Origin of the sequence: Aequoribacter sp., from assembly GCF_965659035.1 — a bacterium.
Lineage (GTDB): Bacteria > Pseudomonadota > Gammaproteobacteria > Pseudomonadales > Halieaceae > Aequoribacter.
In genome coordinates this window covers 39653-51446 of sequence record NZ_CBFHWH010000010.1, presented here as the reverse complement: position 1 = coordinate 51446, position 11794 = coordinate 39653, and the positions used below count along the sequence as shown (strand labels likewise).

The following is an 11794-nucleotide window of genomic DNA, read 5'->3' as shown; positions in this document are numbered from 1 at the left end:
TGTCAGCGTCACGCCAAACACGGTGACGAGGTGAATTTAGACGACCTACCTATTCAAACCTGCTGGCCCGGAGATGTGGGTCCGCTGGTGACGTGGCCCTTAGTGATTACGCGAGGCCCCAACAAAGAACGCCAAAACTTAGGCATTTATAGAATGCAAAAGATTGGCCGAAATAAACTTATTCTGCGCTGGTTAAGCCACCGCGGCGGCGCGCTCGATTACCGCGATTGGCAACAAAAATACCCCGGCAAACCCTACCCCGTCGCACTGGCTTTAGGTGCAGATCCGGCCACCACTCTTGGCGCGGTCACGCCGGTACCCGACACACTCTCAGAATACGCGTTCGCGGGTTTATTGCGTGGCAGCAAAACCGAGGTGGTCGAATGCTTGTCACCCATCTGTAGAGAGCACGGCTTGCAGGTGCCCGCCTCGGCCGAGATTATTTTAGAAGGTTACTTAACGCCCGGCGAAGAGGCGGACGAAGGCCCCTTTGGCGACCACACGGGCTACTACAACGAGGTCGAACGCTTCCCCGTCTTTACGGTAGAGACCATGACCTACCGCGAAGACCCGATCTACCATAGCACCTACACCGGCCGCCCACCCGATGAGCCCGCCATTTTGGGCGTCGCCTTAAACGAAGTGTTTGTGCCGATTTTGAAAAAACAGTTCCCCGAGATCGTAGACTTTTATTTGCCACCCGAGGGCTGCAGCTATCGCTTGGCCGTGGTGACCATGCGCAAAGAATATCCCGGACACGCCAAACGCGTGATGCTGGGCATTTGGTCGTTTTTACGGCAGTTTATGTACACCAAATTTATTATCGTAACCGACGAAGACGTGAACGCGCGCAACTGGGAAGACATTATCTGGGCAATGACGACCCGAATGGACCCCAAGCGCGACAGCGTGTTTATCGAGAACACCCCCATCGACTACCTCGATTTTGCGTCACCGGTGGCGGGGCTTGGATCGAAGGTCGGTTTTGATGCCACCAACAAATGGCCGGGAGAAACCGATCGCGAATGGGGCACGACCATCACAATGTCGGACGAAGTAAAGAATAGAATCGACGAAATTTGGAGCGAACTGGGCATCGACAAATAAGGCGGTGGTCACGGACGCCGCTCAAGCGGACTAGCTTTGCGGCGCAGCGCGCTCAAACCACAACATTGATGCCTCGCGATCGCCCATCGTCAAACACACCTTGGCTAAACACTGCGCGGTAAACGCGGATTGCTGCGCCTGATAGCTTTTTTCGAGGTGCGTTTTCGCCGAACCCCAAATCGCTTGCTTGGCGGCCAATCGTCCTTGCAGCAACAAGCCAACAGCGGAATTCGCTTCATCGCCAAGCCACACGGCAAGCTTTTTAGAAGGACTTGAAGGTAGTGCCGCCGAGGGTGCATGTGCAAATTCCGCAAGCACCGTTTTTGGCCACGCTTTTTTGTAATGTGCGCTCGCAAGTTCAAGAGCTTGCTGCCCATGCCCCTCACGCAACAAGGCAGTAAAGACTACCAAAAAAATGTCATCATGGCTTTGATCTGACTTGGCCAATAACTGGTAGGCGGCCAACATATCTTGTGCAGCTCTGCACTCAGCCAATCGATGTTTTAGCGCAATGGTCAAACGTGCCAAACGCTCTTTGTTGGGCATAACACCCGCAGGCAAGGCCACTAGCACGCTCATCACTGAACGGTGATCGGCGAGTAAGGTTTTTACCGCGAGTTTAACGCGTTGCACAGCAACCGTGGTCTTTTGAGCTTCGGGCAACTTAGCCAAGTAATCATTGGCAGCCGTGTACTCGCCTTGCAAGTAGCTCAGCTGAGCGCGCAGCCATACGCTAGCGCTTTGCAGATCCGAATCAGAAAGAGTCAACGCATCGAGCTGAGCCCCGGCGCGCTTTAAATCACCGTGGTCAATATCAGCCTGAATGGCGGCCAGCTTGAGCCACTCATCTTGTCGACGCTTACTGGCCGAACGAAGCGCGTCGGTAACCGCCTTGGTATCGCCCAGCACCGCTTTTTCTAATGCCTGTTCGAGCGACTCCTGGGTGCGACGCTGTTTGCGCCCCAAATGCCAGCGACCAATAGACCCTGGGGCACTTACAATAGAACGAAGTAACCGCAAGGCCACAATACTGGCGAAAATACCGCCGGCGAGCACACAGGCAAATACCCAGACGGTGCTCTCGATACGCCATCCTTGAAAAGTCAGTAACACGTACCCGGGGTCACTGCGAACAACAAGTACCAGAGCTAAACCCAGCAGCAAACCGATAAAGAGGTATTGCAGTGGGCGACTCATTGCGCCCCCTTGTCAGCTTGCACTGCGTCGGCGGGCAGGCCCATATAACGCGCTAAGGCTTCCAGCGAGTGGTCGAGCGTTGGCAAATCCGCAACCAAACGCACCGTTTGTAACTCAGCTGTACGCTGCTGAAAATATGCCATGCTCGCTGCATCAGTGATACTGTAATCCAGAAGCCATTGCTCAACTTGCTTTAGGGCACCTAAATATAAAGCCTGATCTCTTGCCAACAAAGCGACTTGCGCCTGCGCCAGCAATAAACGAATGCTCTGACGCACCATAGCTGACTGCGCAGGACTCATCCAAGTCTGGTCTTGCTCCACCCTCTGTACGCTGAAATAAGCATCTAACTTAGCTCTAAAGGATTGCCACGCCCCGAGTGCAGAGTCGTTAGACGCCTCAGGACCGGAGGTTTGGGCACCTTGGCGGCCGATTGTCGGCATCAAGACCGCCTCGGCTAAACGTTCGGAAATAGCCGCAATCTGAAAATATACGCCCTCGATGTCTACCGGTGCGACCAACATCAGTGCCTCGCGATCCTGAGCCAAGGCCATGCGCACTAAGCCAAGTCTTGGATCATCTAAGGCTTTTAAACTGTCGTCGACGGCATTGAGCAAACCCAGCGCCACAGTGATATCGCCACCTAAGGTCAATCGCTGATTCGCCAAACGCAGCAAATAACGCGCCTCTGCCAAACGCCAAATGCGCTGATCGGCAGCATCGAACTGACGCAGTACCTCGCGTTGGGCAGTGTATGCCTCGCGCATTGCCTCGACCTCTTGCGCCAACGCCTTACGTTGCTGTTCGACTAAACTCTGAGTTTGATTGACCTTTTGCTCGGTTCGCGCAAAGGCGTTTTGCCAAAGATCCCGCTCTGCCGCGGGATCGGGCAAGCGACTAAACTGGTCTTGCAATGCGTTTACCTGATTCTGCAGGCTCGCTTCGCGCTCCATGATTATCGGTGCATAGCGCCAAAAACCAAAACCTAAGCCAGCGCACAAGATAATCACCAACAGCAGGGCCAAACGCCCCGACCAAGAGGCTTTTGCTTTAGGTTTTGCGGTTGCTTTGGATGCCCCCGCTATGCGACCACCTTCGGCTGATGGGTCTGATTCGCTCGACGCCTGAGTTGCCTCTGGTGTTACATCAGCAGGTTGCAAATTGTTAGGCTGGCCTGCCTCATCACCGGACGCCGACTCAGCAGGGTTTACGGCGGCGTCTGTGTCACTGCCATTGTGCTCGAGGTCATCACTCACCGAGACTTCAGGCAAACTCGCCTTGCCATCGGCGCTGACGGCAATAACCGGGGCACTTTCGTCTTTGGGCTTATCGGGATCACTCACGTCGAGCTCCTTTCGCGGCAAGCGTAAGCGCTGCCACCATATCCTTATCTAGGGCACTGCGGGCCACGACCAAACGTAAACCGGCCGTGCTGTAGGTATCGGCCACTCGCTGCGAGGGCACGATAACAGGCACGCCTTGTAACAGGGCACTATTCCCATTTACTGTATCCAACACGTTCGCTAAGGTCTCGCCGCTTTGCGTTAGTACTGCAATCGGACTGTCTGCAAGCAGATCACACATCTGGGCTTTATGGCAAGCCTCTGGACCTAATCGACGGTACCCTTCCCACAATCTCACGCGACTGCCACGCTGCACTAGAGTATCCCTGAGTGTCTGCCGACCCCCCTCGCCTTTGACAATCAGCACCGACCGAGGCGCCGAAAACCAAGCGTGTTGCAGTAAACCCTCGGTAGTCAAGGCATTGGCACCCTCCGCCAACAAGCCGATATCGTTAAGTGCACTGACGGTCTGCTGCCCAATACCAAAAATCTTGACACCCTTTGGCACCGCTTGGGCTTTCACACATTGGGCAAACGCGGCCACCGCATTCGTGCTAATAAAAATTAAGGTATCTAACTCACTGAAATCAGGCGGAGCGATACTTTCTAAGAATTCAATGCGCAGCATGGGCACCGAGACGCCGGCAAAGCCCTCTGCCGCCAGCAGTTCCAGCAAGTGCCTCGCCTGGGCGGCGGGCCGGGTAACAATGACTGTCGGCTTAGGCGCCATATACCTCGGCCAATATTGCCTCGGCACCCTGGCTTAACAGCTCATTCGCCACCTGTTGTCCTAAGACTTCGGCGTCTTCAACCTTGCCACGAGCCTCGGCCCGCAAAATCGATGAACCATCAACAGCGCCCACCAAACCCCGCAACCACAGGGTATCGCCCTCGGTCACACAAAAAGCCGCAATAGGCACTTGACACCCGCCGTTCAGAGTTTGATTTAAGGCGCGCTCAGCGGTGACCTCAGCTGCCGTTTTGGGGTGGTGCAATACCTGAATCAAGTCACGCGTCAGTTCGTCATCACTGCGCAACTCGATACCAACCGCACCCTGACCTCCGGCCGGCAAAGATTGCTCGGGCGTTAATCGGGAACGAATTCGATCTTCAAATCCCAATCGAATCAGACCCGCTGCCGCTAAAATAATCGCGTCGTACTGGCCATTGTCTAACTTCGCCAGACGCGTATTCACATTGCCACGTAAAAAGTTCACCACAAGATCAGGTCGATACGACCTCAGCTGACATTCGCGTCGCAGGCTCGAGGTGCCCACAATGGCACCTTGGGGCAAGGCATCAATCGACTCGTAAGTATTGCTCACAAAGGCATCATTTGGCGCTTCGCGCTCGCAAATTGGTCCTAAACACAGCCCCTCAGGAAAGCTCATGGGCACGTCTTTCATAGAGTGCACAGCGATATCGGCACGACCCTCTAGCAGTGCTGTTTCAAGCTCTTTGACAAACAAGCCCTTGCCGCCAATTTTTGCGAGCGGCGAATCCAGCAGCTGATCCCCGCGCGAAGTCATACCCAACAGCTCAACCGCAAGCCCAGGATGCGCCATCTCTAGAGCATCTTTTACGTAATGCGCCTGCCACAGGGCTAGGGGCGATTCTCGAGTTGCGATCACAATTTTTGCCATGGGAACCTCTTTGGTAAAAACGCATGATACCAGTTAGCCCGCCATGCCAAAACATTGTTGGTGGAAACGTGAAGGCGGATCGTTAAACGCTGGCCTGAAGAAAAATATAAATCCGCGCCTGCCTCGTCATTTATTCTGCTCGCGCACTCGCCTATCGCCTCGTGCTCAAACATTTTCGCCGACAACCTCGCCAACCGCGCTCGGTCAAAGCAGCGCACTGAGTGTTCGCAAAACAAATCACGAGTCCGTGCGCTGGCTCCATCTCAAGATTTTACAACTCTAGGCTTAAGGATCCGAAGCCACACATGTTAGGAAGGATACGATACTGAGCCGAGCGGCTGCAGCCTGTTTCGCGCGGAACGTCACGCGACAGGACGTCGCGTGCGTAGCGTGCCACGGATGGCCTTGAAGCGATCCGCAAGAAATTGGCTGAGACGTGAAGGCGGATCGTTTAACCATTGTTAGCCAACGCGATAACGCGCAGGGCCAATAAACTGGTATACTGCGCGCCTTTATTTATGCCGATAACGCCGGAGATCAACATGGCGGAAACCAAAAATACCAGTACTTTATGGGGCGGTCGTTTCAGCGAGGGAACCGACGCCTTCGTGCAGCGCTTTACCGCCTCCGTGACCTTCGACCAGCGCATGGCTGAGGAGGACATCGAGGGCTCACTTGCACACGCCGCCATGCTAAATGCCGTGGGGGTGTTGACTGACGACGAACTGGGCCAAATTCAAACGGGTCTAGCGCAAATTAAAGGTGAGATTGCCGCGGGTGAATTCCCCTGGTCAATTGAGCTTGAAGATGTACACATGAACATCGAAAGTCGTTTAACGCAATTGATCGGCATGGCGGGCAAAAAACTCCATACCGGGCGCTCACGCAACGATCAGGTCGCGACCGATATCCGATTGCACTTGCGCAAAAGTATTGATGTGATTGCCGCCGAAATTACGCGGCTACAAAATGGCATTATCGGCCTAGCCGCGCAACACACACTGACCATTATGCCCGGCTTTACGCACCTGCAAACCGCGCAACCGGTATCGTTTGGTCACCACTTATTGGCCTGGAACGAAATGCTCGAGCGTGACTACTCGCGCTTAATCGACTGTCGCGAACGCATGAACATGTGCCCTCTAGGCGCCGCTGCGCTTGCGGGAACGAGCTATCCGATCGATCGCCACCAAACGGCCAGTGCATTGGGATTTCGTGCTCCTACCGAAAACTCATTGGATTCGGTCTCTGACCGTGACTTCGCGGTAGAGTTTTGTGCTTTTGCGGCACTGACCATGACGCACCTATCGCGCATGTCCGAAGAGCTGGTGCTTTGGACCTCGGCACAGTTTGATTTTGTGCGCTTACCCGATCGTTTTTGCACAGGCTCATCGATCATGCCGCAAAAGAAAAACCCCGACGTGCCCGAGCTGGTGCGCGGTAAAACTGGCCGCACGAATGGCCATTTAATGTCTATGCTGACGCTCATGAAAAGTCAGCCTCTGGCCTATAACAAAGATAACCAAGAAGACAAAGAACCACTGTTTGACGCCATTGACACGGTTCGTGACTCCTTGCGTGCGTTTGCCGATATGGTACCCAATATTCAACCCAACGCCGAAGCCATGCGTGCCGCAACTCTGAAAGGTTTTGCTACAGCGACCGACTTGGCCGATTACCTCGTACGCAAGGGCTTACCGTTTAGAGACGCACACGAAGTTGTGGGCTCTGCCGTGGGTCTGTGCGTCGAGCGTAAAATTGATTTAAGTGATTTAAGCCTAGAAGAGCTGCAAGGTTTTCATAGCCTTATTGAAGCTGATGTTTTCGATGCGCTGACACTGGAAGGCTCATTGAAAGCACGCGATCACATTGGCGGCACAGCACCCAACCAAGTCACCGCTGCGTGCCAGCGCGCTTTGGCGAAAGTAGCGGAGCGTGCGCTATGAAAAAGCTCCTGCTAATCATTGCCTGCGCGGGCTTGCTAAACGGCTGCGGCCAAATGGGGCCCCTCGTACCGGCTGACAACAGCGAACAGACGACTAAGGAATCGCAGTGACACTTCCTCCATTTTTTTCGTATGCAAGCTCATCGCTGAACTGCGAGAGTGTGGCGCTTAGCCAAGTTGCCGATCAGTTCGGGACTCCGAGCTATGTGTACAGTAAGGCGGCCATTACCGAAGCGATGAGCGCCTATTTAAATGCCCTGGGCGATCACCCCGGCATGATTTGCTACGCGGTTAAAGCCAACAGCAACTTAGCCGTGCTGCAATTGCTGGCAGAGCTTGGCGCGGGCTTTGATATTGTAAGCGCCGGCGAGCTCGCGCGCGTTTTAGCTGCCGGCGGACGCGCTGACAAAGTCGTGTTTTCCGGTGTAGCAAAAAAACGCGAAGAAATGGTCGCGGCCCTAGAAGCGGGTATTCACTGCTTTAACGTCGAATCGGTAGCTGAACTCGAGCTGTTGGCTGAAGTGGCGCAGGAACTTGGCAAAGAGGCGCCAGTATCATTGCGGGTCAACCCCGACGTCGACGCGAAAACACACCCTTACATCTCAACGGGCCTTGCAGAGAATAAATTCGGCATAAGCATGGAGCACGCGTACCAAGCCTATGCCTTTGCTCATGCCACCGAGGGCTTACGCGTCATTGGCATCGACTGCCACATAGGCTCGCAGCTGACCGAACTTGCGCCCTTTAAAGACGCGCTTGATCGCGTATTAGATTTGGTTGATCGCCTTCGCGAAGCCGGCATCGTGCTAGAGCACGTCGACGCCGGCGGTGGTTTAGGCGTGCGCTATAAAGACGAAACGCCACCTGATATTACCGACTACGTGCGTGCCCTAAAAGGCCCACTGGCGGCGCGCGGTCTGGGCTTAATGCTCGAACCGGGTCGTTCGATCGTGGCTAACGCCGGGACCTTAATCACGCAAGTGGATTTCTTAAAGACGACCGAAAAACACAATTTTGCCCTGGTTGATGCGGCCATGAATGACCTGCTTCGCCCAGCACTGTATCAGGCGTGGATGGACATCAAGCCCCTTGAAGTCAACTCGGACGTGACTGAAAAAGCGTGGAACATTGTGGGCCCTGTGTGCGAAACCGGCGACTTTTTAGGCAAGGACCGGCGACTGGCGTTATCCGCTGGCGACCGACTAGCGGTACTCGGTGCCGGCGCGTATGGCTTCGTCATGGCGTCGAACTACAACACACGCCCTCGCGCCGCCGAAATCATGATCGATGGCGACCAAATGCACCTTGTGCGCGAACGCGAGACCGTTGCAGACTTGTTTAAACACGAGCACCTACTGTAGGAGCTGCCATGACCATTCGCTTCACCAAAATGCACGGCCTGGGTAATGACTTTTTCGTCTTAGACCTGCGCGCTCAAGATGTGGAGCTAACATCAGAACGCATTTTAGCGTGGAGCGATCGCCATCGCGGCGTCGGTTTTGATCAGCTACTTGTCTTAGAACCCGCCACACAAACAGGCGTAGATTTTAAATACCGTATATTTAACGCCGATGGCTCCGAAGTCGAACATTGCGGCAATGGGGCTCGGTGCGTGGCACGCTTCGCTCAGCGCAGCAGCGGCCAATCTGACTTTGTTTGCGAAACGGCTAGAGGTTTACTGACCCTCAGCGTACTGGATGATCAGCAGGTCAAGGTCGCCATGGGTATTCCAACATTTAAGCCCAGCGAAATTCCCTTCGTCGCCGACGATGCAGCGCTCAACTACAACCTACCTTTATACCCCGACCAAGCATCGCAAATTAAAGTGGGCGCTTTAGCGATCGGCAACCCCCATGCAGTCGTTTGGGTGAGCTCAACAGCGGCCGCCCCGGTTGAGGAGTTAGGCCCCATACTCGAGTCCCACCCTAGATTTCCAAACCGCGTGAACGTTGGCTTTGCCGAACGGGTCGACGAACATGAAATAAACCTCAGGGTGTTTGAGCGTGGTGTCGGCGAAACCGAAGCCTGTGGCACTGGCGCTTGCGCCGCAGCCATTCACGGCATGTTAACGCAAGGTCTTGTCAGTCCCGTATCTGTGCACCTACCCGGCGGCACTTTGCAAATAGATTGGCAGGGCATGGGCGAGCAGGTCATAATGACGGGGCCAGCCACCTTTGTATACGATGGCGAACTATCAGAATAAACGGACGATGTTGTGAACGAAAGCAAAGATCCAAGCACACTGAACGACAGTGCTATTGAAGCCTACTTATTAGAACACCCCGAGTTTTTTAAAGACAAAGCGGAATTATTAACCCAGCTAAGCTTGCCTCACGGCGGGCATGGCGCCGTGTCGCTAGTTGAACGCCAACAAGCAGCCCTGCGTGACCGCAATGTAGAGCTTCGCCATCAATTGAGCGATCTCACACGCATTGCAGAGGACAACGATAAACGCTTCCATTTAACCAGCGCACTGGTGCAGGATTTGATCAAAGCCGACTCCAAAGATGCCATAAAGCAAAGCTTTGAACGCCACATCAAAGACGGTTTCGGCAATGCCTATGCGGGACTCAGGTGGTTTGATTCAAGTGATGCACTCGATGCCGCCAAAGCCACGCTTGGCAGTCTGATCAATATTGGCAAACCCTTCGCTGGCGCGCTGCGTGAAGCAGAGATGCGCTTTTTGTTTGGCCCAGCTGCCATCGCGGGTTCGGCTTGTATTGTGACACTGGGTGACAAAACTCCGGAAGGCTTGGTTGCCCTTGGCAGCAAAAGTGCTAACGATTTCGGCTCCGACACGGGTACGTTGTTTATTGAACACGTAGCGAGCGTTATCAATAGCTTAGCCACTCGATTAAGCGGCTAAGCGCATCATGTATGCAGCGCTCAAGACCTCCGAAGCTGCAGCGCAATTCATTACCTACGCGCGCGATGTCAAGCAACTCTCTGCGCACACCTTAAAACACTACCAACGTGATATCGACAGCTTTGTTGCTCAACTCGAGCCGAGCGACGCAGACAACATTCATTCGCTTAAGGAATACCACGTACGATCTTGGGCAAACAGCCTAAGACGCAAGGGCTTAGCGCCCGCCAGTATCGCTCGACATTTATCGTCGGTTCGTTCGTGGTTCCAATTTTGCGCCAAACGCTTTGGTTTAAGTCACAATCCAGCCGCAGGCGTCAGGGCACCCAAGCAAGCCCGCAAACTCCCCAAGGCCATGGATGCAGACCAAATTAATCAGTGCCTCGTTGCACCCTCAGAATCTGATCTTGATACTCGCGATCTTGCCATGGCAGAGCTTTTGTACTCCTGTGGTTTGCGATTATCGGAACTGCAATCACTAACGCTTGCACAAATCGATATTCAACAGCGCCTCGTGACGGTCACCGGTAAAGGCAACAAAACCCGCCAAATACCCATTGGCGGCGTCGCTTTAGATGCTCTGAAAAAGTGGATGCGACAACACCCGTTAGCGGGCGACTTGCAGGCCAGCACGCCCGTATTCACAACCCGCCAAGGTAAGGCGCTATCGACTCGATCGATTCAGACACGCCTAGACCGATTGGCCAAGCACAATGGTATTCCGGTGCACGTGCACCCACACATGATGCGCCACTCTTTTGCAAGCCACCTACTCGAATCCAGTGGCGACTTGCGCGCAGTGCAAGAACTATTGGGCCATAGCAATATCAGTACCACGCAAATTTATACGCACTTAGATTTTCAGCATCTGGCCAAAACCTATGACGCCGCCCACCCCCGGGCCAAACGCCAAAAAGGGAAAGCATGAGCCAAATTCAGTTAATTACCTTCGATCTTGACGACACCTTGTGGGCAGTGAAACCGGCCCTTATTCGCGCCGAACAAGAGCAGAACGATTGGCTCAAACAACATCGTCCGGGCACCGTCGAACACCACACGCATGAGAGCCTATTCGAATTTAAAAAATCGGTCTGGAAGCGTCACCCAGAACTTGCGCATCACATCAGTAAAATGCGGGAACAAAGCCTGTATGAACTTCAAATTGCCGCAGGCTACACGCCCGAAGACGCGCGAATAGGCGCAAAAGAGGCGTTCGAGGTGTTTTTGCATTTTCGACACAAGGTCGAGCTCTACGAAAACGCCCTGCGAGTCCTCGAGTTGCTGCATCCGCACTATACTTTGGGCGCCATAACCAACGGCAATGCTGACGTTTACAAAACCGACGCTGCAGAATACTTTGATTTTGCCATTCTGGCCGAAGAAGTCGGAGCCTCTAAACCGGCACCCATTGCGTTTGAAGAGGCGCTAAAACGCTCGGGCTTCCGCGCTCATCAAGCAGCCCATATCGGCGACCATTGGGAGCATGACGTACTCGGTGCTCGCAATGCAGGTTTTCATGCGATATGGCTCAACGCGAGCAATGTCGGCTGGCCACACGATTCCCAGCCGCCTTTGACCATTCAGTCGCTGGATGAATTACCCAACTTAGTCGCTTCGCTCGGGGAATTTTGAACGACGCCCGCGATAGTGCGCGCCACCAAATTTTTGAAGGACGCATGATCGAGCTGAGCGG

Annotated in this window: 12 protein-coding genes; 8 read left to right on the top strand and 4 right to left on the bottom strand. The window is 54.1% G+C overall.

Annotated elements, in window-relative coordinates:
* A partial coding sequence (locus tag ACTF5Z_RS03305) for a UbiD family decarboxylase (protein ID WP_438984483.1) occupies positions 1–1107 on the top strand: 1107 nt, incomplete at its 5' end.
* 30 nt (positions 1108–1137) lie between these two features.
* Here ACTF5Z_RS03305 and ACTF5Z_RS03300 read toward each other — a convergent pair.
* Genes ACTF5Z_RS03300 through hemC form a run of 4 tightly spaced genes read right to left on the bottom strand, consistent with a single transcriptional unit; the run spans position 1138 to position 5290 of the window.
* Positions 1138–2304, bottom strand: coding sequence for a heme biosynthesis HemY N-terminal domain-containing protein (locus ACTF5Z_RS03300; RefSeq protein WP_438984482.1), 1167 nt, complete (start codon positions 2302–2304; stop codon positions 1138–1140).
* Entirely contained in the window at positions 2301–3647 is a 1347-nt protein-coding gene (locus ACTF5Z_RS03295) for a uroporphyrinogen-III C-methyltransferase (protein ID WP_438984481.1), read from the bottom strand. Before ACTF5Z_RS03295 ends, ACTF5Z_RS03300 begins: the two co-directional genes overlap by 4 nt.
* Positions 3640–4323: a uroporphyrinogen-III synthase gene (locus tag ACTF5Z_RS03290; protein ID WP_423850296.1), complete on the bottom strand. Its 684-nt coding sequence runs from the start codon at positions 4321–4323 to the stop codon at positions 3640–3642. The genes ACTF5Z_RS03295 and ACTF5Z_RS03290 overlap by 8 nt, the downstream gene beginning before the upstream one ends.
* Positions 4324–4366: 43 nt before the next feature.
* Positions 4367–5290 (bottom strand): hydroxymethylbilane synthase, encoded by a 924-nt coding sequence (gene hemC / locus ACTF5Z_RS03285; RefSeq protein WP_423850295.1) that lies wholly within the window; start codon positions 5288–5290, stop codon positions 4367–4369.
* 542 nt (positions 5291–5832) lie between these two features.
* On the opposite strand from hemC, the gene argH reads away from it, so the two are divergent.
* From argH to ACTF5Z_RS03250, 7 genes are read left to right on the top strand one after another with little or no spacing between them, the layout of a single operon-like run.
* Entirely contained in the window at positions 5833–7236 is a 1404-nt protein-coding gene (gene argH / locus ACTF5Z_RS03280; RefSeq protein WP_009577217.1) for an argininosuccinate lyase, read from the top strand.
* Positions 7233–7346, top strand: coding sequence for an LPS translocon maturation chaperone LptM (gene lptM / locus ACTF5Z_RS03275; protein ID WP_009577218.1), 114 nt, complete (start codon positions 7233–7235; stop codon positions 7344–7346). The genes argH and lptM overlap by 4 nt, the downstream gene beginning before the upstream one ends.
* Positions 7343–8596: a diaminopimelate decarboxylase gene (lysA, locus tag ACTF5Z_RS03270; protein ID WP_438984480.1), complete on the top strand. Its 1254-nt coding sequence runs from the start codon at positions 7343–7345 to the stop codon at positions 8594–8596. The genes lptM and lysA overlap by 4 nt, the downstream gene beginning before the upstream one ends.
* An 8-nt stretch (positions 8597–8604) precedes the next feature.
* Positions 8605–9438, top strand: coding sequence for a diaminopimelate epimerase (gene dapF / locus ACTF5Z_RS03265; RefSeq protein ID WP_009575880.1), 834 nt, complete (start codon positions 8605–8607; stop codon positions 9436–9438).
* A gap of 12 nt (positions 9439–9450) precedes the next feature.
* Positions 9451–10101, top strand: coding sequence for a DUF484 family protein (locus ACTF5Z_RS03260; RefSeq protein ID WP_438984479.1), 651 nt, complete (start codon positions 9451–9453; stop codon positions 10099–10101).
* Between the two features lie 7 nt (positions 10102–10108).
* The gene (xerC, locus tag ACTF5Z_RS03255; protein ID WP_438984478.1) at positions 10109–11029 is read left to right on the top strand and encodes a tyrosine recombinase XerC; all 921 of its coding nucleotides are present in this window, start codon (positions 10109–10111) and stop codon (positions 11027–11029) included.
* A complete protein-coding gene (locus ACTF5Z_RS03250; RefSeq protein ID WP_438984477.1) occupies positions 11026–11733 on the top strand; it encodes an HAD family hydrolase in 708 nt (235 codons plus the stop codon). The genes xerC and ACTF5Z_RS03250 overlap by 4 nt, the downstream gene beginning before the upstream one ends.
* The last annotated feature ends 61 nt before the right edge of the window (positions 11734–11794 follow it).